This is a genomic window from Mesorhizobium sp. LNJC391B00 (assembly GCF_000502535.1).
Lineage (GTDB): Bacteria > Pseudomonadota > Alphaproteobacteria > Rhizobiales > Rhizobiaceae > Mesorhizobium.
Genome location: NZ_AYWI01000006.1, coordinates 145,830 through 169,248, shown reverse-complemented (window position 1 = coordinate 169,248; position 23,419 = coordinate 145,830). Strand labels below are relative to the sequence as shown.

The 23,419-nt window shown below is 63.7% G+C and carries 15 protein-coding genes and 1 pseudogene; 6 read left to right on the top strand and 10 right to left on the bottom strand.

All coding sequences use genetic code 11. The annotated features are described in order from the left end of the window. The first annotated feature begins 186 nt into the window (after positions 1-186). From X750_RS148825 to X750_RS148845, 5 genes are all read left to right on the top strand, one after another. Positions 187-8,766: a glucoamylase family protein gene (locus X750_RS148825; protein ID WP_023747713.1), complete on the top strand. Its 8,580-nt coding sequence runs from the start codon at positions 187-189 to the stop codon at positions 8,764-8,766. 343 nt (positions 8,767-9,109) lie between these two features. After that, entirely contained in the window at positions 9,110-10,882 is a 1,773-nt protein-coding gene (locus tag X750_RS148830) for a glucan ABC transporter ATP-binding protein/ permease (RefSeq protein WP_023672897.1), read from the top strand. Between the two features lie 173 nt (positions 10,883-11,055). Next, complete coding sequence (locus tag X750_RS148835) at positions 11,056-11,808, top strand: heme ABC transporter permease (protein ID WP_023682911.1); 753 nt, start codon at positions 11,056-11,058, stop codon at positions 11,806-11,808. Positions 11,809-12,002: 194 nt separating this feature from the next. Further along, on the top strand, positions 12,003-12,674 hold the full coding sequence (locus X750_RS148840) for an outer membrane beta-barrel protein (protein WP_023747712.1): 672 nt from the start codon (positions 12,003-12,005) through the stop codon (positions 12,672-12,674). Between the two features lie 35 nt (positions 12,675-12,709). Further along, the gene (locus X750_RS148845; protein WP_031242960.1) at positions 12,710-14,341 is read left to right on the top strand and encodes a sulfotransferase; all 1,632 of its coding nucleotides are present in this window, start codon (positions 12,710-12,712) and stop codon (positions 14,339-14,341) included. A gap of 47 nt (positions 14,342-14,388) precedes the next feature. Here X750_RS148845 and X750_RS148850 read toward each other — a convergent pair whose 3' ends face one another. The 3 genes and pseudogenes from X750_RS148850 to X750_RS148855 form a co-directional block, all read right to left on the bottom strand. Then, positions 14,389-14,685 (bottom strand): addiction module antidote protein, encoded by a 297-nt coding sequence (locus X750_RS148850; RefSeq protein ID WP_023747710.1) that lies wholly within the window; start codon positions 14,683-14,685, stop codon positions 14,389-14,391. Beyond that, positions 14,678-14,982: pseudogene (locus X750_RS1000000164595) on the bottom strand (type II toxin-antitoxin system RelE/ParE family toxin). The gene X750_RS148850 and the pseudogene X750_RS1000000164595 overlap by 8 nt, the downstream one beginning before the upstream one ends. Before the next feature lie 69 nt (positions 14,983-15,051). Then, complete coding sequence (locus X750_RS148855; RefSeq protein WP_023747709.1) at positions 15,052-16,110, bottom strand: D-TA family PLP-dependent enzyme; 1,059 nt, start codon at positions 16,108-16,110, stop codon at positions 15,052-15,054. Between the two features lie 150 nt (positions 16,111-16,260). Between X750_RS148855 and X750_RS148860 the strand changes: the two genes are divergently transcribed. Beyond that, a complete protein-coding gene (locus X750_RS148860) occupies positions 16,261-16,947 on the top strand; it encodes a D-lyxose/D-mannose family sugar isomerase (RefSeq protein ID WP_023694398.1) in 687 nt (228 codons plus the stop codon). Between the two features lie 7 nt (positions 16,948-16,954). Here the strand turns inward: X750_RS148860 and X750_RS1000000165835 are convergent, their stop codons facing one another. The 7 genes from X750_RS1000000165835 to X750_RS148890 are packed head-to-tail and all read right to left on the bottom strand — an operon-like array spanning position 16,955 to position 23,278. Further along, positions 16,955-17,308: a hypothetical protein gene (locus X750_RS1000000165835; protein ID WP_156932407.1), complete on the bottom strand. Its 354-nt coding sequence runs from the start codon at positions 17,306-17,308 to the stop codon at positions 16,955-16,957. Positions 17,309-17,321: 13 nt separating this feature from the next. After that, positions 17,322-18,188: an RDD family protein gene (locus X750_RS148865; protein ID WP_023747708.1), complete on the bottom strand. Its 867-nt coding sequence runs from the start codon at positions 18,186-18,188 to the stop codon at positions 17,322-17,324. After that, entirely contained in the window at positions 18,175-19,194 is a 1,020-nt protein-coding gene (locus X750_RS148870) for a stage II sporulation protein M (RefSeq protein ID WP_023747707.1), read from the bottom strand. Before X750_RS148870 ends, X750_RS148865 begins: the two co-directional genes overlap by 14 nt. Further along, positions 19,191-20,501 (bottom strand): DUF58 domain-containing protein, encoded by a 1,311-nt coding sequence (locus X750_RS148875; RefSeq protein ID WP_023747706.1) that lies wholly within the window; start codon positions 20,499-20,501, stop codon positions 19,191-19,193. The genes X750_RS148870 and X750_RS148875 overlap by 4 nt, the downstream gene beginning before the upstream one ends. Then, a complete protein-coding gene (locus X750_RS148880) occupies positions 20,498-21,454 on the bottom strand; it encodes a MoxR family ATPase (RefSeq protein WP_023747705.1) in 957 nt (318 codons plus the stop codon). Before X750_RS148880 ends, X750_RS148875 begins: the two co-directional genes overlap by 4 nt. Next, positions 21,441-22,649, bottom strand: coding sequence for a hypothetical protein (locus X750_RS148885; protein ID WP_023747704.1), 1,209 nt, complete (start codon positions 22,647-22,649; stop codon positions 21,441-21,443). Before X750_RS148885 ends, X750_RS148880 begins: the two co-directional genes overlap by 14 nt. Further along, the gene (locus X750_RS148890) at positions 22,646-23,278 is read right to left on the bottom strand and encodes a DUF4129 domain-containing protein (protein ID WP_023747703.1); all 633 of its coding nucleotides are present in this window, start codon (positions 23,276-23,278) and stop codon (positions 22,646-22,648) included. Before X750_RS148890 ends, X750_RS148885 begins: the two co-directional genes overlap by 4 nt. Positions 23,279-23,419 lie beyond the last annotated feature (141 nt).

The window sequence follows — 23,419 nt, the reverse complement described above, 5'->3', positions numbered from 1 at the left end:
GGGCAGGGGTGCTCGTCCTTAAGTTGTCGAAAGCCCCACTTAAAATGTCGAAGGGATAACGCCTCTGGCGTGGTGCGAAGCAAAACTTTCGGCCAGTGTAATCATGCAACCAATTGCATTTGAATCGGTTTTAGGGACATTGCCGTGGCGGTGGCGCCGCATCGCGTCCCCCATGCGGAATTTTCAATGAATATCCAGACAAATCCTGCCCATATCGAAAAGTCCAGCGCCGGCTTCCCGGTCATCACCGAAGAGCCGATACGCTCCAATTTCCTGCCCGAAGAGCGGCTGCGCGCGCTGGGCGAAAGCCTTGCCAAGGGCAACATCAAGGACCTGTTCGGCCTGACGCCGTTCGATTTCCAGGCCCGCATCCGCGACAGCGCCAAGAAAATCCTCGAAGTCTACCGCTCGACCAATGCCGCCCAGGCCAAGGGCGAAACCATCACGCCTGCCGCGCAATGGCTGCTCGACAACAATTATCTCGTCGAGGAGACCATTTTTCAGGTCAAGCGCGACCTGCCGCGCCGTTTCTACCGGCAGTTGCCGACCCTGGAAGTGGCCGATCGCGCCGCGGTGCCGCGCGCGCTGGCCCTGGCCTGGAGCTATGTCGCCCATTCCGACAGTTCGGTTTCGGCGACCATGTTCAAATCCATCGTCGAGGGTTTTCAGTCGGTCGAGCCGCTCAAGATCGGCGAATTGTGGGCGCTGCCGTCGCTGCTGCGCTTCGTTTTGATCGAGAATCTGCGCCGCATCGCCGTGCGCGTCGACCGCACCAGGCAGATGCGCCATATCGCCAACGAGGTCGCCGACCGCGTGCTGGCGACCGACGACAATGCAGACCGCCGGAAGATACTGTCGGGCTACGGCGCGCATGCGCAGGACACCACCTTCGCCACCCAGTTGCTCTACCGCCTGCGCGATGGCTCGCAGAATGCCGGCAGGGCGCTGGAATGGCTGGAGGTCGAGCTCGAGAAAACCGGCTCCGACGCCGAGGAAATCATCATTTCCGAGCATCGCACGCTGTCCAGCGGCAATGTCACCACCGGCAACATCATCCGCGGCCTGCGCCTCATCAACGACGTCGACTGGACGGTGTGGTTCGAGGGCGTCAGCCGCATCGACACGCTGTTGCGCGAGCGCACCGATTTCGCCGCGCTCGATTTCTTTTCGCGCGACCAGTACCGCACGTCGATCGAGCAACTGGCGCGCCGCTCCGACCTGTCCGAATTCCGTGTCGCCGAAAAGGCCATCGAGCTGGCTAGCCATGTCCCCGGCGTCACCGATGCCTCCGGCGTGCCGGATGCATCAGCCGATCCGGCCATGCATACCGATGTCGGCTTCTTCCTGGTCGGCCCGCGCCGGCCGGATCTGGAAGAGGCGATCGGCTACCGGCCGCCCTTCCATGTGACCTTCAAGCGCGCCTTCACCGCCACGGGCTGGCTCGGCATCGTTGTGCCGGTCTTCCTGCTGACGGTGCTACTGCTGGTTGTCTCCGGCAATGCGCTTGCCCATCTCGGCCTGTCGGTGGAATCCATCACGCTGATGCTGGCGCTGTTTGCGGTGCCTGCCAGCGAAGGCGCGCTCGCCTTCTTCAACACCGTTGTTTCACTGTTCCTGAAGCCGACGCGGCTCGTCGGCTATGATTACAAGCACGGCATTCCAGCGGCATCACGCACCTTGGTCGTGGTGCCGTCGCTGATCGGCTCGCGCGATGATGTCGAGGAAAACATCCGCAACATCGAGGTGCATCACCTCGCCAACACGGCCGAAGAAATCCATTTCGCGCTGCTGTCCGACTGGCCGGATTCCAAGACCGAGATCGACGCCGCCGACATCGAGATCCTGCAATATGCGCGCGACGAGATCGCCAGGCTCAATGCCCGTTATCCCTCGGAAGGCGCGCCGCGTTTCTATATCCTGCATCGCCGCCGGCTCTACAACCAGGCGCAGGGCGCCTGGATGGGCTGGGAGCGCAAGCGCGGCAAGCTGCATGAGCTGAACCTTCTCTTGCGCGGCGACAGCGACACCACCTTCCTGCCGCTCGACGTGCCGCTGCCGGAAAAGGTCGTCTATGTCATGACGCTCGACGCCGACACGCGCACCACGCGCGACGCCGTGTCGTCACTGGTCGGCAAGCTCGCCCATCCGCTCAACCGCCCGCATTTCGACGCGACAAAGCGCGTCGTTACCGCCGGCTACACCATTCTGCAGCCGCGCATCACAGCCTCGCTCACCAGCGGCGACGACGCTTCTTTCTTCCAGCGCGTCTTCTCGTCCAACAGCGGTCTCGATCCTTACGTCTTTGCCGTCTCGGATCTCTACCAGGACGTCTTCAGCGACGGCTCCTTCACCGGCAAGGGCCTTTATCACGTCGACGCTTTCGAGGCGGCGCTGCAGGGCCGCATCGAGGAAAACACCGTCCTCAGCCACGATCTGCTCGAAGGTGCGTTGGCGCGCGCAGCACTTGTCACCGATGTCGAACTGGTCGAGGACTATCCTACCCGCTACTCGGTCGACGCCTCGCGCCACCACCGCTGGGCGCGCGGCGACTGGCAGCTGCTGCGCTTCATCGTCTCGCCGCGTTCCGGCGTGCCGGCGCTGTCGCGCTGGAAGATGGTCGACAATCTGCGCCGCTCGCTGACCCCGATCTTCTGGGTGATGGCGGCGATTGCCGGCTGGACGCTGCTGCCCTTCACGCAGGCCGCGCAGTGGCAGGCGCTGCTGATCCTGTCGCTGTTCATGGCGCCGACCTTCGATGTCGTCAACGCCATCCTGCCCAAGAGCGGCGACCAGACGCCGCGCGGCCATTTCTCCGCGCTGGCCCACGACACCGTCTTCGGCACGGCCCTTGTGGCGCTGAAAGTGCTGTTGATGGCGCACAATGCCTGGATGATGGGCGACGCCATCGTGCGCACGCTCTACCGCCTGTTCGTCAGCCGCCAGAACCTGCTGGAATGGCGCACCGCATCGCAGGCGCACAAGGGCGGCGACAACGATCTCGGCTCCTATTACAGCATGATGTATGGCGCCGTGATCATCGGCGTCGTCGGTCTCGCTATTCCCGTACTGGCCGATTCCACCGGTGCCTTCGTCGCCTTCTTCTTCGCTCTGTTCTGGATCGGTTCGCCGGCGGTTGCCTGCTGGATCAGCCGCTCGGCCGAGACCGAGGACCGCCTGCGCATATCGCAGGCCGACATCCACGCGCTACGCACCGTGGCGCGCCGCACCTGGCATTATTTCGAAACCTTCGTCACGGCCGAGCACCACAATCTGCCGCCCGACAATTTCCAGGAAAGCCCGGCGCCGGTTGTGGCGCCGCGGACGTCGCCGACCAATATCGGCGTCTACCTGCTGTCGGTGGTGTCGGCACGCGATTTCGGCTGGATTGCGCTCTCCGATGCCATCACCCGCATCGACGCCACGATGACGACCATCGAGAGCATGCCGCGCAACCGCGGCCACCTCTTCAACTGGTACGACACCACGACGCTCAAGCCGCTCTATCCGCTTTACATCTCGGCCGTCGACAGCGGCAATCTCGCCGGACATCTGGTCGCGGTGGCGGCGGCCTGTGCGGAGTGGGCGGAAGCCCCGTCCGTTCACCTGCAGGGCGATTTCGAAGGCGTCCTCGACACGGTGAGCATCCTCGACGAGAGCCTCGAGGAATTGCCTGACGACCGCCGGCAACTGCGGCCGTTGCGCCAGCGTCTGGCCGACCGCCTCGACGGCATGCGGCGCGCCGTCATGACCATCAAGGCGCAGCCGGAGATGGCCTCAATCCGCACGATTAACCTGGCCGTGCTTGCCGGCGAGATCCGCAAGCTCGCCACCGCCATCCACACCGAGGCCGGATCGCAGCGGAGCGACATTATCGCCGACTGGGCGGCACGGCTGGAAGCGACCTGCGAGGCGCATGTGCATGACTCGCACAGCGACGAAAACGCCGTCGAAGCCTTGCGCGCCAAGCTGCTGGCGCTGCGCGAACGCTGCCGCCGCTATGCCTTCGAGATGGATTTCTCTTTCCTGATGCGTCAGGAGCGCAAACTGCTGTCAATCGGCTACCGGGTCGAGGAGCATCAGCTCGATGAGAGCTGCTACGATCTGCTCGCCTCCGAGGCGCGGCTGACCAGCCTGTTCGCCATCGCCAAGGGTGACCTGCCCACGGAGCATTGGTTCCGGCTTGGAAGGCCGATCGTCGAGATCGGCTTCCAGGGTGCGCTGATGTCCTGGTCGGGCTCGATGTTCGAGTATCTGATGCCGCCTTTGGTGATGAAGGAGCCGCAGGGCTCGATCCTCAACCAGACCAGCAAGCTGATCATCAAGCGTCAGATCCAGTACGCGCGTTCGAAGAACGTGCCCTGGGGCATTTCGGAAGCGGCCTACAATGCCCGCGACCGCGAACTGACCTACCAGTATACCAATTTCGGCGTGCCCGGACTTGGTCTCAAGCGCGGCCTTGGCCAGAACACGGTGATCGCGCCTTACGCCACGATCCTCGCGGCGCAGTTCACACCGCGCGAATCCGTCCAGAATCTGGCCAGGCTGCGCTCCATCGGCGCTCTCGGCCGGCATGGCTTTTACGACGCCGTCGACTTCACGCCGCAGCGCGTGCCGGAAGGCACCGACCATGCCGTTGTCCTGAACTACATGGCGCATCACTCCGGCATGTCGATCGCCGCCGTTGCCGACGCCATCTTCGAGGGCCGGCTGCGCGACCGCTTCCACAGCGATCCGGTGATCGAGTCTGCCGAACTCCTGCTGCAGGAGAGGGCGCCGCGCGACATCCCGACCGCCACGGTCAGGACCGAAGCCGACGAGCGTTCGAAGGACGAGACCGAGGTCGAGAGCCCGGACTCGCGCATTATCCTCGACCCGCTGAGGGCGTTGCGCGCCACCAGCGTCATGTCCAATGGCCGCTACTCCGTCATGGTCTCGGCCACCGGTTCCGGTTACAGCCGCTGGGGCGAACTCGCCGTCACCCGTTGGCAGCCCGACCCGACCGAAGACCGGCTCGGCTCCTACATCTTCCTGCGCGACGCCGGCAGCGGCGACTGGTGGTCGGCCACCGCAGAGCCGAAGCAGGCGACCGGCGAGAGAGTGCAAACGCTGTTTTCCGACGACAAGGCGAGCTTCGTCAAAACAGTGGGCTCGCTGCGTTCGGAGGTCGAATGCATCGTCATCTCGGAAGGCAATGGCGAGGGACGGCGCGTCACGCTCTATAATGACGGCGCCACTGACCGGCATATCGAGGTGACCTCCTTTGCCGAGCTGGTGCTGGGCAACGAAGCCTCCGACAATGCCCATCCTGCGTTCTCGAAAATGTTTATAGAGACCGAGATCGCTGCCAACAACGGTGCCATCTTTGCCACCAGGCGCAAGCGCGACAAGAACGAGCCTGACGTCACCATGGTGCATTTCGTCACCGATCCGTCCGGGTCGGCGCGCGATGCCGAGGCCGAAACCGACCGCCGTGCCTTCATCGGCCGTGGCCGTACCATCGCGGAAGCGGCGGCCTTCGATCCCGGCGCCAAGCTTGGCGGTCACCACGGCTTCACCCTCGATCCGGTAGCGGCCCTGCGCCGCCAGGTGCGGGTGCCGGCCAACAAGAAGATATCGCTGACCTTCTGGACCGCCGTCGGCGCCAACCGCGCCGAACTGGACGAGGCCATCGCCAGGCTCGACCATCCCGAAAGTTTTGCTCGCCAGGCGATGCTTGCCTGGACGCGTTCGCAGGTGCAGACCCGCCATCTTGGTCTGAGCCTGACCGACGCCGCCAACGTGCAGAAGCTGGCGCGCTTCCTGATCTATCCCGATCCGTTCCTGCGCCTGCCCGGCGAATCCATCGCTTCGGGGCTGGGCAAGCAGTCCAGCCTGTGGCCGACCAGCATTTCGGGCGATTTCCCGATCTTCCTGGTCCGCATCGGCGACGTGGCCGACCTCGAAATTGTCGCCCAGGCGCTGCGCTTCCAGGAGTATATGCGCGCCCGCGGCATGATGATCGACTTCGTGGTCGTCAACGAGCAGGCATCGTCCTATGTCCAGGACCTGCAGCGCGCGGTCGAAACGCTGTGCGAAAACAGCCGCCTGCGCGGCAAGGAACTCGGGCCGCGCCAGCACATCTTCGCCGTGCGCCGCGACCTGATGGACGAGGCGACGTACAAGACGCTGCTGGCGGTTGCCCGCGTGGTTCTGCACACACGCAACGGCACCATCTTCGACCAGATCGAACGCGCCGAGGCGGCAGCCTTGCAAGCACGCGATGCCCTGCAGCCGGCGGCCCCCGCGTCACTGCGCGAGCCGTCTCTGCCGGTGCCGGCGGCGCCTGCATACCATGCCGCGTCCGACAGCAGCGCCGACGGCAGCGGCCTCAGCCAGTGGAACGGCTTCGGCGGTTTCGAAGGCGATGGCCGTCACTATGTCACGCGTCTCACCGGCCGGCGCACGACTCCGCAGCCCTGGATCAACGTCGTCTCGAACGCCTCGTTCGGCTTCCATGTCTCGGCCGAAGGCGCTGCCTTCACCTGGAGCCGCAACAGCCGCGATTACCAGCTGACGCCATGGTCGAACGATCCGGTCACCAACCGGCCGGGCGAGGGCATCTACATCTACGATCAGGCCAGCGGCAAGGCATTCTCGCCGCTGGCTGCCGTGGTCCGCGATCCCTCGATGACCTATGAGACATGGCACGGCCAGGGCTTCTCGACCTTCCGGTCCAAACGCGGCCCGCTGTCGATGGATCTGACGCACGTCGTCGATCCCGTCGATCCAGTGAAGATCACGCGGCTGCGCATCCAGAACTCGGGCTCGGCGCCGGCGCGGCTGCGCGTCTATGCCTATGCCGAATGGGTTCTCGGCAGCCATCGCTCGAGCACGGCTGCGACCATCATCCCGTCCAGGGATCCAGCCACCGGCGCGCTTCTGGCGCAAAACCCCTACGGTCTCGATTTCGGCGACCGGGTGGCCTTCCTGGCCGCCACTGGTCCGGTGCATTCGGTGACAGCCGATCGCGGCGAGTTCATCGGCAGGCATGGCACCAGCGCCTTCCCGCACGCCGTCGTCAGCGGAGCCGGCCTGTCGGGCCGCGTCGAGGCCGGCGACGATCCGTGCGCAGCTGTCGCCAGCGATGTCGACATCCCCGCCGGCGGCGACGTCACGCTGGTCTGGCTGCTTGGCGACGCCGCCACATCAGCCGAGGCGAGCGCGTTGGTGCAGACCCATTCGGGCAAGGATTTCGACCAGCGGCTGGCCGACAATGAACGCGTCTGGCGCGGCTTCCTCGACACCATCCAGGTCGAGACGCCCGACAAGGCGCTCGACGCCATGGTCAATCACTGGCTGCCCTATCAGAGCCTGGCCTGCCGCATCCGCGCCCGCTCGGCCTTTTATCAGGCAAGCGGCGCCTTCGGCTTCCGCGACCAGCTGCAGGACACGCTGGCCCTGCTTGCGCATGATCCGAAACTGGCGCGCGACCAGATCCTCAATGCGGCGCGCCGGCAGTTCCCCGAAGGCGATGTCCAGCATTGGTGGTTGCCGCGCACCGACGCAGGCGTGCGCACCATGATCTCCGACGATGTGGTCTGGCTGGCGCATGCCACCAATCGCTACATCGAGGTGACCGGCGATACAGGGATCCTGAAGGAGCAGCTGCCTTTCATCGACGGGCAGGTGCTGGGCGAGGGCGAGCACGACGCCTTCTTCACGCCGGAAATCTCCAAGACGAACGCGTCGCTCTACGACCATTGCGCGCGTGCGCTCGACCTTGCGGTCAAGCGCAGCAGCCCGGCCGGGCTGCCGCTGATCCTCGGCGGCGACTGGAACGACGGCATGAACCGCGTCGGCGAAGCCGGCAAGGGGGAGAGTGTCTGGCTCGGCTGGTTCCTTTTGAAGACGCTGGGCGACTTTACCACCGTGGCCAAGGGGCAGGGCGACACCAAGCGGGCGCAGGCCTGGACAAAACACGCCGATGTGCTGAAGCGGGCGCTGGAAAGCACCGCCTGGGACGGCCAGTGGTATCGCCGCGGCAGCTACGACGACGGCACGCCGCTTGGCTCGCATAATTCGGACGAGTGCAAGATCGACTCCATCGCGCAGTCGTGGAGCGTGCTCTCCGGCGAGGGCGACCCCGCGCGCTCGACCACGGCGATGCAGCAGGCGACGAACCTGCTGGTCGACGACAAGCTCAAGATCGTCAAACTGTTTACCCCGGCCTTCCAGAACACGAGAAAGGACCCTGGTTACATCAAGAGTTATCCGCCGGGCGTGCGCGAGAACGGCGGCCAGTACACCCATGCGGCGACCTGGTTTGTCATCGCGCTCGCTGAAATGGGCCGCACCGACGATGCCTATCGCTGCTTCTCGATGCTGAACCCGGTCAACCATGCGCTCGACGATGCATCGGCCGAGCATTACCGCGTCGAGCCGTACGTCGTCGCCGCCGACATCTATTCCGGTGAGGGCAAGGGCGGTCGCGGCGGCTGGACCTGGTATACGGGCTCAGCGGGATGGCTCTACCGTGCTGCGGTCGAAGGAATTCTGGGCATTGAGCGGCGGGGCAAGCAGATCACGTTCCGGCCGAAACTGCCCAGCCATTGGGACGGCTATTCTGCCACGCTGAAGATGCTGGGGTCGGAGATCAAGGTTCGCGTCATCCGCGACAAAAAGGCCAAATCCATCTCGCTCGAAGTCAATGGAACCAAGACAAAGTCTTCCGGTTTTCAGCCGAAAGCCGGCGACAAGACCGAGGTGGTCGTCAAGATACCCGCGTAAAATCAAAGGCTTCAGGTTATTGACGCGCGCCTTTCGAGGCGCGCGTTTTCTACTTCGGCATGCTCCTGGCGCAGAACGGCGTGCCTTCCCGATAACGGCGGTCCAAGCGTGCAGTGACTAAAAATGTGGCAGAGCCAGCTGCTGCCATGATTTTGCCGCAAGACTGACATTTCACCTTTTATCTCAAACCGTTAGGTGATCACGGCAGATTTCGCAACGTCGTCATCTTTTGTTCGCAGAATGGGAACGGAAGAGGTAGACGGGCATTGTTTTGCGACCCGTTAACCGGTACGTGTCAAGAAATGGTGCGGTGCACAATAATGTTTTGGGCGGAGTAGCTGAAGTGTCACTTCTGCAAATCTACTGGAGAGCGCTGGGTTATCTCGCAGCCGACAGGAAGCGCGTTGCGTTTATCTGCGGTGCGAATGTCGCGCTCGCCATTATCGCCATCCTCGAGCCGATCATGTTCGGCCGGGTGATCGACGCCATCTCCGATAAGGGTTCGGTGTTTTCGACGCTCGCGCTGTGGGCCGGTCTCGGCGCCTTTAACATCGTCGCCTTCGTGCTGGTGGCGCGCGGCGCCGACCGTTTTGCCCACAAGCGTCGCAGCGAGGTGCTGTGCCAGTCGTTCGAGCGCGTGATCACCATGCCGCTCGCCTGGCACCACCAGCGCGGCACCTCCAACGCGCTGCACACGCTGCTGCGCGCCGTCGAGACGCTGTTCAGCCTGTGGCTTGAATTCATGCGCCAGCATCTGTCGACGGCGGTTGCGCTGGCTCTGCTGATCCCGACCGCGATAAGCATGGATCTGCGCATGTCGCTGGTACTGATGGCGCTGGGCGTTCTCTATGTCGGCATCGGCCGGCTTGTGATGAAGCGCACCAAGGCGGGCCAGGCCGCCGTGGAGCGCCACTACCATCAGGTGTTCGCGCATGTGACCGACTCGGTCAGCAATGTGGCCGTGCTGCAGAGCTACAACCGTCTCGGCCACGAGGCCGATACGCTGCGCCGCTATGTCAAGAACCTGCTCGACGCGCAGAACCCGGTGCTCGACTGGTGGGCGATGGCCAATGCGTTGCACCGCCTGTCGTCGACCATTTCGATGATGGTTGTGCTTTTGATCGGCGCCTATCTGGTCACCCATGGCCAGCTCAAGATCGGCGACGTCATCGCCTTCACCGGCTTTGCCACGCTGCTGATTGCCCGCCTCGACCAGATGTCGGCTTTCGCCAACCAGATTTCCGAAGCCCGCGCCAAGCTCGAGGACTTCTATCACCTCGAGGATTCGGCCGCCGACTCCGCCGAGCCGGACGGCTTGCGCGACCTCACCAACGTCACCGGCCACGTCCGCTTCGAGAATGTCGGCTTCGAGTTTGCCAATTCGAGGCAGGGCGTCGACGACGTCTCCTTCGAGGTCCAGGCCGGGCAGACGGTTGCCATCGTCGGCCCGACCGGCGCCGGCAAGACGACGCTGATCAACCTCTTGCAGCGCGTCTTCTCGCCGTCTCATGGCCGTATCCTGATCGACGGCATCGACACCCGCACGGTGACCCGCAAGTCGCTGCGTCATTCGATCGCCACCGTCTTCCAGGATGCCGGCCTGCTCAACCGCTCGATCGAGGACAACATCCGCGTCGGTCGTGCCGAGGCGACTTATGACGAGGTTCACGCCGCCGCCAATGCGGCTGCCGCGCAGGATTTTATCCTTGCCAAGAGCGCCGGCTATGACACCGTCGTTGGCGAGCGCGGCGGCCAGCTTTCGGGCGGCGAGCGTCAGCGCATCGCCATTGCCCGCGCCGTGCTCAAGGACGCACCGATTCTGGTGCTCGACGAGGCGACCAGCGCGCTCGATGTCGAGACCGAGGACCGCGTCAAGGAAGCCATCGACGAACTGAGGCGCAACCGCACCACCTTCATCATCGCCCACCGCCTGACCACCGTCCGCGACGCCGACCTGGTCGTGTTCATGGACAAGGGCAAGGTGGTCGAGATGGGCGGCTTCGCCGAACTGTCGCTGCGCAATGGCCGTTTCGCCAGCCTGCTGCGCGCCGGCGGCCTGCTCAACGACGAGGAAGTCCGCCGTCTCAGCCGCACGGTGAATATCGAAGCGGCGTAGCTTTTTTACCTCCCCCTTGTGGGGAGGTCGGACCCGTAGGGTCCGGGTGGGGGTAGTGCCCCACCACCCCCACCCCGCTGCTTCGCAGCGACCCTCCCCACGAGGGGGAGGGTAAATAAGACTGCGACACTCCCTCGATTGCCCCGAACGCGCCGCCGGTCTATCTAGACCTTATGAGCGATACCTCCTCACGCCTCGCCGGCTGGACCGACCTCGCCAACCCCACGCGCTTTGTCGGGCTGGCCGATAGGCTGGTGCCGTGGCTGGCGTCGATCGCCGCGATCCTGCTCGCCATCGGTCTCTATATGAGCTTTGCCGCGCCTGAGGATTTCCAGCAGGGCATCACGGTGCGCATCATGTATATCCACGTGCCTTTCGCCTGGCTCGCCATGATGTGCTACACGGTGATGGCCGTCGCCGCGCTCGGCACGCTGGTCTGGCGCCATCCCTTGGCCGATGTCGCGCTGAAGTCGGCAGCCCCGATCGGCGCCACCTTCACCGCGCTTGCGCTGGTCACCGGCTCGATCTGGGGCAAGCCGATGTGGGGCACCTGGTGGGTCTGGGACGCCCGCCTGACCTCGGTCTTCATCCTGTTCCTGATGTATCTCGGCATCATCGCGCTGACGCGTGCGCTCGATGACGCCAGCCGCGCCGCCTGGGCCGCCGCCATCATCACGCTCGTCGGCTTCATCAACATCCCGATCATCAAATTCTCGGTCGACTGGTGGAACACGCTGCACCAGCCGGCCTCGGTGTTCCGGCTCGGCGGACCGACGATCGATCCCAGCCTGCTATGGCCACTGCTGGTGATGGCGCTCGGCTTCACCGTGCTGTTCTTCGCGCTGCATTTGACGGCGATGCGCACCGAAATCCGCCGCCGGCGGGTGATCGCCATGCGCAGGGTGGCGGCACGGCAGGCCGACTAGCGCGATTTTCAAAATCGAAGCCATACGCCTGCCGCCAAACATTAGCATGTGCTGCTATGTTGCGGTGCAGCAACAAGAATTCTCAAAAGATTGTTCCCGACTTCGCTTGGCTCCTTGATCTCGTTTGCTTTCTTGACAGCTCGGCCGCGAAGCAAGAGTGATACCAGTCACTAGTTGTAGCGAGGGAATCGGCGATGAAACTGCGCTTGTTGGCTGGCGTCTCGACATTTGCATTGACGCTTGGTTGGAGTTCGGCCTACGCCGCCGACGCGATTGTCGACGTTCCGAGGGCGGAGGATCTCTGGTACGTCACGCTCTTCGGCGGCGCCAGTTTCCCGAACCATGTGAAAACGGACTACAATGGTACTGGCTATTCAGTCGATCTTGATACCGGGTTCGTAATCGGCGGCGCTGTCGGTCGGCGCATCAACGATGTGTTTCGTGTCGAAGGCGAACTGTCCTACGCGCGCTACAAGGCAAGCGAATACAGCTACACGGGCGTCGGCAACTATCCGGCTTCCGGCAATCTGTCGGCCACCTATCTTCTCGCCAACGTCTGGGCCGATGTTGCGCATTTTGGTGATGCCAAACTCTATGTCGGCGGCGGTCTCGGCGCGGCCTATGTTACCGCCGATACTCACTTTGATGGCCACGCCTTTGGATACGGGCCTGGCGGCTGGGGTTTCGCCGGCCAAGTGGGCGCCGGTGTTACCTACGCGGTAACGCAGAATGTCGACCTCGATTTCGGTTACCGCTTTAAGGCCGTGACAAGCGTGGATCTAGACGACAATGATGGCGGCGGCACATACGAGAACGCCAAATTGTACTCCCACAATCTCCAGCTTGGCGTAACCCTGAAGTTCTGATTGGTTCGTCGCAGGCCGCGACCGGGATTTGACGGATGCCGCTCTTGCCACGCCGGCAACCCCTGGGCCTGCCGGCAATGATCCCAGCCTCGCTGCCGACCGCCGGTGAGCCGGCGGAAAAGACATTGCAGCGCGGCATCGACCTGCAACGGCGCAAGCGTTTTCGCGAGGCCGAGTTCTGCTACCAGACGGTGCTTCGCACGCAGCCCAAAAATGCCATGGCGCTGAACCTGATGGGCACGCTCGCCATCGAGGCCGAGCATCATGACGCCGCCATTGCCTATATGGAAAGGGCGGTCAAGCTCGAACCGGACAACGCCATCTTCCGCAACAATCTCGGCAATGCCTACAATGTCACCGGCAACGTCGACAAGGCGCGCAGACATCTGAGAAAGGCGATCGAGCTCGACGGAGGGCTCATCGAAGCGCTGTGCAATCTCGGCCGCTCCTACCGCAGCCAGCTCGAGGGCGACATTGCCGAAGGGTTCTATCGCCAGGCGCTGGCTATCGACGGCCAGTCGGTGATGGCACTTGCCGGTATGGGCGATTTGCTCACCGACATTGGCCGGCCGGCCGAGGCGGTCGAATGCTTCAGCAAGGCCCTTGCCATCGACCCGGGCCATGTCGAGGCGCTGGCTGGAATGGCGCTTGCGCGCCGGGCGGTCAAGGATGATCCGACGCTGCCTCTAATACGGGCTCGTCTGGAATTGCCGACGACCACCGATCGCGAGCGGGTGGTGCTGCACCATGCCGCCGGCAAGATGCTCAACGATCAGCGCGAGTATCGCTCGGCAATCCGCCATTTCGCGAGGGCCAAGGCGATTTCCGGCAATGATTTCGACATCGACCGGCACACCCAGCTTTACGACAGCTTCATCGACACTTTCGACGCTGGCTTCTTCGAGGCGCGAGCCAATTTGGGAAATCCATCCAGACGCCCGGTCTTCATCGTCGGCATGCCACGGTCGGGAACGACGCTGACCGAGCAGATATGCGCCAGTCATCGCGATATCCATGGCGCCGGGGAGTTGTCGACCATTCGTTCACTTGCCGGCGAACTTGGGTTCGACAAGCTCGACCCAGCCATTTTCACCAAGGCCATGGCGGCGCTCACTGCGGCCAAGGCCAAGGAGCTTGGATCGAAATATCTCGACGATCTCAAAAAGCGCAACAACACGGTGCGGCTTGTCGTCGACAAGATGCCGCATAATTTCGAGCTGCTGGCCTTCATCAGCCTGATCTTGCCGAATGCCCGCATCATCCATTGCCGGCGTGACCCGATGGACAATTGCGCGTCCTGTTTCATGCATAATTTTTCCGAGGCGCACGGCTATAATGCCGATCTGACCAAGCTTGGGCAGTATTACCGGCAGTATGACCGCCTGATGCGCCATTGGGCCAAGGTCATCCCGCTGGATATCCACGACATGCCCTACGAAGAAACGGTCGCCGATTTCGAAAATCGCGCCCGCGGATTGATCGGATTCCTCGGCATCGAGTGGGACGATGCCTGCTTGCGTTTCAACGAAACCGAGCGCACGGTCCGGACGCCGAGCCGCTGGCAGGTGCGCCAGCCGATCTATTCATCCTCGGTCGAGCGCTGGAAGCTGTATGGCGACGCGCTGGATCCGCTGAAGGCGGCGCTGGGTCCGGTTTATCCGTCCTGATTTCAGTTGGCCCGAACAACCTCGCGCTCGACGCGCGCTGGCGTAGATTAGACCTGAGTTGCACCGTGCTTTGGGGCCAAATGAAAGCCGAATGCTTTCATGACCGCCAGTGTGGTTTCCAGCGTAGGATTACCGTTTTCGCTGAGCGAGGTATAAAGATGCTCGCGAGCCAAGCCGGTCTTTCTGGCAATGTGGCTCATCCCCTTGGCGCGGGCAACGACACCGAGGGCGGACGCGACGAATTTGGCGTCTCCGGTTTCCATTGCCTCTGCCAGAAACGCCTCGATTGCCGTATCGGAATCGAGCATTTCGGCGGGATCGAAATCATAGATTTTTTCAACCATTGTCGTCACTCCATTCTACGGCCAGGCGCTTTGCTGTCCGTATGTCGGTTTCTTGTGAACTTTTATCCCCGCCGCACAGGAGCAGGATGACCGTTTCACCGCGCTTGTGAAATAAACGCGATAGCCGGGCCCATAGTGAATGCGCAATTCACTGATGCCTTCACCCACTGGGGCCACGTCGCCGGGATTTCCTACAATCAAACGTTGCAGCCGAACGGCAATTGCCGCCTTGGCTCTTCCGTCTTTCAGCTTTTGGTGCCACCTCCGAAAGGTGGCTGTCTGCTTCAGGATTGCCATGGGGACTAGTAAGTTATAAATTACAATTCGTCAATGTCGAAATAGGGCGAGCCTCCAAAACGAAAAGCCTCACCCCATCCGCCCACGCGCTTCCACCTTCAGCGTTTCCAGCACCTTGTCACCGTCGATCAGATGCACCTGGTCGAACAGGTTGGTCACGACGCAGCAATGATCAGGCACCACGCGAACGCGTTCGCCGATGCGCAGGCTCGCGCCATTCGCAAGCGTGACCGTGCCATGTTCCTCGCTCAAGCTGGTGACGCGGGCGCCGGGCATGCCGAGCAGCTCGCCAAAATCGGCGAGCCCCAGCGTGTCGCTGGACAGCGCCTTGCTGCCGCTGTCGAGGATGGCGCGGGCCGGCGTCGGATGGCTGACCACGGTGGCGAGCACCGTCAGCGCACAATCGTCGAGCGTGCCGACGCCTTTGGCGACCTGGTAGCGGTCGAGGTAGATGTAGGTGCCGGGGCGGTATTCGGTCACCACGCTGTCCTCGCCCGAGCGCCACATGTCAGGCGTGCCGCCGCTGGAGATGCGTTCACAGGCGAGGCCCGAGGCCGCGAGCGTTTGTTTGGCGCCGGCCAGCCACGATTCAGCCTCGGCGGCGCGGCCGGCCGCGGGGTAGGTCATCAGCCCGCCGAAGGTGAGCCCCTTGGCTTGGTCGATCAACTTCGCCAGTGCCAGCGCCTCGGCGGCGCTTTGCACACCACAACGGCCCATGCCGGTGTCGCATTCGACCAGGACGGGCAGGGGGTGCCCTGCATCGGTGAAGGTGGCGGCGAGCCCCTCCAGCGTTTCGAGGCTGTCGGCCGTCACTGACAGTGTCACACGGCCATGCAGGGCCTTGAGCCGCTCCAGCTTGGCGCGCCCAAGGATGTTGTAGGGCAGGAAAATATCGGTCAGCCCGGCATCGGCCATCACCTCGGCTTCGCCGATCTTCTGGCAGGTGATGCCGACCGCGCCGGCCGCCACCTGCTTCTTCGCCCAATAAGGCAGCTTGTGCGTCTTGATGTGCGGCCTGAGTTTCAGCCCGTGGCGGTCGGCATGCGCCTGCGCTCGTGTGATGTTGGCTTCGGCGCGGGCCGCGTCGATGAGGATCGCCGGCGTGTCGAGGTCGTCTATGCCTTGCATGAATATCACCCTGGGAAATCTGGCTGGACTTATGACCCCGATCCGCATGGATGTCATGGGGCCAGCATGCAGTTTGCGTCGACACCGCAGCGCTGTTCGGCTATGCGCTTCAGATAACTCCAGGGAACGCGACGCGAAGGGATCACGATCATGAAACGCTCCACCGTCAACGACATCATCCGCGATGCAGACGCCTTCATCCGCTCGTTCGGCTACATCATGCCGCCCTTCGCCTACTGGAGCCCGGAAGAGATGAAGGCGCGCAAGGCCGACTCCGCCGCCATTTTCACCTCGCGGCTCGGTTGGGACATCACCGATTACGGCCAGGAAAAATTCGACGAACTCGGCCTGTTCCTGTTCACCGTTCGCAACGGCGTCTACGCCGACATGAAGAAGGGCATGGGCATGCTCTATGCCGAGAAGATCATGATCTCGCGCAAGGATCAGCTGTCGCCGATGCACCGCCACAACATCAAGGCCGAGGACATCATCAACCGCGGCGGCGGCAAGCTGGTGCTGGAACTGTTCATGCATGATCGCGACGGCGGCATCGATCCGAAGGCCGAAGTGACGGTGCCGGTCGACGGCACCATCCACAGGCTGCCGGCAGGCGGGCTCCTGAAGCTCGACCCGGGCCAGAGCGTCACGCTGCTGCCCGGCGTCTGGCACGCCTTCTGGGCCGAGGGCAAGGATGTGCTGATCGGCGAAGTATCGACCGTCAATGACGATCTCACCGACAACGTCTTCCGCGAACCGATCGGCCGCTTCTCCAACATCGACGAGGATGTCGCGCCGGTGCACCTGCTGGTGTCCGACTATGAGAAGTGGGTGGGGTAGGCGAGGCCTAATCGCCCCAATTCACCTGCTGAAAGAACGTCCAGATGCTGATCGTGCTGTCATCCCGATCGCTCGTGCTGTGCAGCGTCAGGACAATATCCACGGTGGGCGGCGCCTTGATCAAGACTGTGATCAGGCGCGCGCTGCCGTCAGGCACGATACCTATGCCTGAGGTCATTTCCCAATTTCCGTCGGCTTGCTGAAGTCGGGAAGAAGTATCTCCGAATTGCTCCCTCACCGATGCATCGTTTGGAAACGGTTCGTCGGTGAGTTCTGCAAATTCCTTCCAGGATCCGGAGACTGCCGCCTGAATGGCGCGTTCTATTCTGGCTTTTTCCGCTTCGCTAACTTGAGCCGGCATCCCGAACTCCGATCTACCGCTGGTACTTATCCGCCTTGCGTGTTCCCAGCAGAAGCTTGCGCTCAAGCTGTGCCCGCAGCTCGCCATAATAGGCGGTGAGGAAGGCCCTGGAATCGACCGGCTCGATCGTCATGCCGATCTTGCGCCCGATCGTCTCGGCCACGGCTTTCAGGGCGAAATAGTCGTCGCGGCGCAGCACTTCCTCCAGCTTGTGCAGTTCGGCGATGCCATAGGCATCGAGCTGCGCCTGGGTGAAGCGGAAGGCGCGGGTGGTGGTGTCCTGGCGTTGCGACAGGTCTTCGACCAGCGCCAGTTTCGGCGCCTCGACAACCCACGTTCCGGCCAAAAGGTCGCCGATGCGCATGCGGTCGCGGTTGAACAGCGGGAAGAGCGCAAACAGCAGCGTCCACACCAGTCCGAAGATCGTCGTCAGCGTGTCGGCGAGCCCCATCTCGCCGCGGCCGAGGATGATCGACAGCGGCAGGAATATCTCGATCTCGCGCATCAGATTGCGGGCAATGACCTGATCGATCGACAGGCCGGCGCCGCTGCGCGACGCCACCCGGATGCCGAGCATCCGTTTGCCGGGCGTGGCGGCGCGGCGGCCGGCTTCGAAGACGATGAAATAGGCGTTGCGCAGGAAAAAGATCAGGATAATCCAGACGATGAACAGCGGCTGCGCGCCTTCGCCTTTGAGGCCGGCCAGCCCGAACAGTGCAACGATCGAGATCACGATCGCCGTGACGATGATGATGACAAAGTCGAGCAGGAAGGCGGCGGCGCGGGTGCCGGCATCGGCGAGCTTGATCCGGAGATCGACGCCTTCCGGCGTGATCAGCGGCCGTATCGTCGAGACGGCAGCACGCCTAGCGGTCGCCATGCCGCACCACCCTGAACACATAGAAATAGCAAAGCCACAGCGTCAGCATGCCGCCGCCAATGGCGTAGCGTGTAGCGTCGCTGGTGATCACCTGCCGACCGATGCCTTCGAGCAGGCCGGCAAACAAAAGCATGATCGTCACGCCGACCATGGTGGTGGCGGCCACGCGCCCGGCATAGGCAGCAGCCGTCATCCGCGTCAGTTCGCCGGGGAAGGCGATGCGCGTACCGATGCGCATGCCGGCGGCGCCCGCCAAGGCGATCGCGAACATCTCGGTGGTGCCATGGATGGACAGCCATCCGCCCAACTCCAGGCCGAGCTCCTTGGCGACGTAGATCTGGAACATCGCGCCAAGCAGGCAGCCATTCATCAGGATCAAGAGCACGCTCGGCACCGCGAAGGCAAAGCCCAGCGCGAAGGCCAGGATCGCCACCTGGACATTGTGCGTGAAAAGATAGGCAGCGAAGCCCGACAGGAAATTGCTGTCGGCACCATCATAAAGCACCTGCCGCAGCACGTCGGCCGAGGCATCCGGGTTGCGCCCGCCGGCCAGGCTCGGCGGAATGATGGCGTCGAACCAGCCCTTGTCTTTCGCCACCAGCCAGTAGCCGGCGCCGGCGCCGACAAAGGTCAGGACGACCGACAGCAAGGTCTCGCGCCACAAATCGCGAATGGCGTATGGCCAGTCATGCAGGAAGAAATCGCCGATGCGCTGCCGCAAGCTGCGGCGCGCGCCATAGAGGTAGAAATAGCCACGCAAGCACAGTGCTTCGAGATAGCCGACCAGCGCATTGTCGAGCGACGTCGCCCGCGCCACCGAGAGCGAGGACAGCGCCGAGCGGTAGAGCAGCGGCAGCGACAGCAGTTCGTCTTCCGACAGCGTACGCGGAGCGCGTTTCTCGACCCGGGCGAGCAGCGCCTCGAACGCCTTCCAGTCGGCCTCGCGCTCCGAACGGAAGCTCGCCAGCGACTGGCGCACGGCATCCTTGCCGACCAGCGCGTTCACAACAGATCCTCCCGCTTGAGCTCGAGATAGCGCTCGACCAGTGCTGGTCCGAGCCTTTGATGATCGGCTTCGATGACGTGCGCGCCGAGCAGCCTGAGCCTGCCGATGACGACCTGCCTTTCGCGCAGCAGCCCGCCGGCGACGACCGAGCGCGCCACATTCTCTGGAGCGTCCGGCGGCATGTCGGCCAGTGTCTCCAGCTCGACATCCTTCATCATGATGAACAGCACCAGATGCCGTTCGGTGAGCCGGCCGACGGTGCGCAGCATCAGTTCGGCGCTGATCGGATCGACGAAGTCGGTGAAGATGATCACCAGTGAGCGCCGGTCGAGCCGCGCGGCCAGCGTCGTCAGCGCCAGGGTGAAATTGGTCTCTTCTGTGGAATAGTCGATTTCCGCCGCCCGCTTCTGGATCATGGCGAAGCTGGCGGAGCCGCGCACGGCGCCGCTGGAAACGCGCGGCCGCGCGTCGAAGCCGAACAGGCTTACCATGTCGCCGCCCTTCAGCGCAATGAACGCCGACAGCAAGGCGGCGGTGACGGCGCGGTCGACCTTCGGCACGCCGTCGACGGGCTCGCACATCAGCCGGCCGCTATCGATGGCCAGCACGATGTTGTTGTTCTCCTCGATGCGGAATTCGCGCGCCAGAAGCCTGCCGTGGCGGGCGCTGCGCTTCCAGTCGATCATGCGCCGGCCCATGCCGGGCTGGTAGTCCTTGAGCGCCTCGAATTCGCGGCCCTGGCCGGCGCGGCGCTGTGCATGGCCGTCGGGCAGCGCCTGGCGCTGCAGAAGCGTGATCGCCTCGTCGCGGGCGCTGCTGACGTTGGGCAGCACCGCCACCTTGCCGTCCATCGGCAGCACCACCTGGTTCCAGACCAGCCCGAACGGCCCGCGCCAGCGCACCCACAGGCGATCGAACCTGGCAATGCCGCGCCGCAGCGCCTGAAATCTGAGATCGAGCGATGCGCTGCCGGCCTCGGCGGTCGATGCGCCGCCGGTGCCGCCCAGCGGTTGCAGCCGCTCGTCATGGCCAAGACGCGCCTGCACGGCGCGCGGCCGTCCGCCGAGCCTGGCGGTGACATTGACGGTGAGCTGGCCGCCGACGCTGACCTGCGGCGGGGCGTGGATGCTGGCGTTCAGAGAAGCCCGTCCGCGCCCGGCGGCCGCGTCCACGGCCAGGAAAGCAAGCAGCGCGCAGATCCACAACAGGCCGAGATACCACATCGACGGCAGCGCGAGCGCGATCAGGAAGGCCGGTATTGCACCGGCCGCACCTGCCCAGACTGCCCGGCCGCTCGGATAAATCAACGTGGCGCTTCCGTCTGGTCTACAAGGTCGGTCACGATCTGTTCGACCAGGCGGCCGTCGATCTGCGCCGCCGGCGACAGGATAACGCGATGGCGCAGCGCCGGCACGGCAAGCGCCTTGACGTCGTCGGGGATGACATAGGCACGCCCGTCGAGCGCTGCCCGAGCCCGTGCAGCTCTCGCCAACATGGCGCCCGCACGCGGGCTGGCACCGACTTCCAGATCGGGGCTGGCGCGCGTGGCCCGCACCAGCCTTGCGATATAGTCCACGACGTCGTCGACCAGCGTAACCTCGCCGACGGTCGCCAACGCCTTCTCCAGCGTCTTGCGGTCGGCCTGGGCCTTGATGCCGTACTGCTTGATGTCGTGCGAGGCGGTGCCGCCGCCATGGTGGATGATGATCGCCTTTTCCTCTTCCGGGCCGGGGTAGCTCACCCGGTGCTTGAACAGGAAACGGTCGAGCTGGGCTTCGGGCAGGGGATAGACGCCCTGGTGCTCGATTGGGTTCTGCGTCGCGACCACCATGAAGTTCGGGCCGAGCGCATGGGTGGTGCCGTCGAAGGTGACGGCATGCTCCTGCATCGCCTCCAGCAGGGCTGCCTGGGTCTTCGGCGGCGTTCGGTTGATTTCGTCGGCGAGCAGCAGATCGCAGAAGATCGGGCCGCGCGTCAGCGTGAACTGCCCGGTCTGGAAATTGTAGATGTTGGAACCGACGATATCGCCGGGCATCAGGTCGGGCGTGAACTGGATCCGGCCATAGGCGACGCCCAGCGCGTGGGCAAAGCAGCGCGCCGTCATCGTCTTGGCCGTGCCCGGCGGTCCTTCGAGCAATATATGCCCGCCGGCGAACAATGCCGTGAGCATCAGATCGACCGTATCGTGTTGCCCGGTGATGGCCTTGGCCACCTCTTCCCTGATCTGTGTCGCCAGGGCCTTCACATCATCGACGTTCACCGAGCCTCCTTGCCGTCCAGTCGTGCAGCTTTTCGGCTGCATCATGCATTTGTGTCAGGGTCTTTGCCGCGTTCGCAGCTTGCAGGCGGGTCGTGAACCCGCCGGCTTCGTCCTTATCGCGGGAATCGAGCCAGCGGTCGAGCGCTTCGCCCTGCAAACCGTGCGGCGCGCCGAGCAGCGCGCCGGCGCGCACCCGCGCCAGGGTTCCATAGCGGTCGCCCAGTTCCTCCAGCCGGCCGGCGCGGCGCAACAGCATCGCCGTGGTGTCGACCAGCGCGCGTTTGCCGAAGGCGATGGCGCGCTGATCGGCCCGCGGCGGCCCGAACCGGCCAAGGCCATGCAGGAAGGCAAGTGCCGCCGCCGCCAGGATGGTCAGCGTCAGCGCCAGGAAGGGCGGCTCGACCAGAAGCTTGGCGAGATCGTATTTTCGCCCGACGCCATGCAGCGTCAGGTCGAACATGACAGCACCCTCTTCGGGCTGCAGGAGCTCGATCAGCTTGAGCGCCGCCGCCGCCTTGTCGGGATCTTTCAAGCCGGCGTTATTGATGAGATCGGGGTCCGTCAGAATGTAGAACCGCTCGTCTTCGACCTCGGTCAGCACGGCCTTACCGTTGCCGGCGGCAATCAGCGGGTGTTCGTCGGCCACCCATTGCAGCTGGTCGGGAACGCTGACCATTTGCCCTGAGACGTCGAGTTGCTTGACCGTGGTCTCACCTTCGCCGAGCTTGGCCTTGGCGATCCGGGCGAGCCAGTCGTTGACCACGACGTCCGGCAGCCGCTGGATCTTCATCTCCCACCCCTCGTGCTCGAACAGCGGCAAGGTCGCCCATTTGGGCAGCACGAACAGCGTATCCAGGCCCTTGCGAAGCTTGACGATGTTGGCAAGCGCATCCGGGTCGCTGTCGGGCGAAATCGTGACGATCAGGAGGTTTGTGTCGATCTGGAGATCGCTGTCGGACCGCGCCATATCGGGCGCTTCGCCGGTCAGCTCCAGCCATTCCGCCAAGCCGGCATAGCCGATGCCGCTCTTCGACAGCGGCGTTGCGCCACCGACGCTCGGCTGGCGAAAATCGGGGGCATAGGTCGACAAAAGGAAGAAGCCCGCCGCCGCGAGCAGGCTGGCGAAAATGCCCCAGAACACCGTCCTGCGGCTGAACGGTTCCTGCTGGGCGATGTCGGCTGTCGTGTCACTCACATCCAGGCATCCCTGAAGACGAATCGCTCATAGGCGCTGCGCGCCTCCTGCCAGCCCTCGGGCCCGACCGGCCGGCGCGCGAACAGAGCGGCCTCGACGATGCGCGCGATCTGGGTAAAGGCGCCACGCGCCCGCGTTGGCAGCGACGCCGCTCCCGCGATATCGCGCGCGGTCAGCGACGGGCGCAGGAAGTCGGGCAGGCGGCCGGCAATGTCGGCAACGCTGCGGCGCAGCAGGAGATGCACCGCCTCGTCATACTCGCCCCGGGCGGCGAGCGCATCGGCTTCCGACAACAGGATCTGCGCGGCGCCAACGTCGGGGTGCCATATCGCTTCCGCCTCGGTCACGCTCTTTTTGCGCCACCAGGGCAGGCGCCAGGCGACGCCTTTCACCTCAAGCAAAATCAGCAGCAGAATGATTGCGGCACCTGTGATCACCGCGCCCCAGAACAGGTAGATCATGTACGGGCCGAGCCATTTCAGGAACTCGCCCAGCGGTTTCAGCCATTCGGGTGTCTCGGGTGGTCTGTAGGCCGGCAGGTCGAACTGGATCGAATCGTCCGACAGCAACTGCTTGTGCAGTTTGGCCAGCCATTCGGCTTGCGCAGCGTCCGGCTGTGCAGCAGTCACCTTCTCGCCCCCCTGCAACCTGCGGTTCGCGAGCCGACACTGGCAATGCAGCGTAACTTTTGCAAGTGGGCTAGACGCCAGTCGTTAATCTTGGCAAATTTACTACTGCGGCTGCCGGACAATATTCGGCGGTGGAACAGG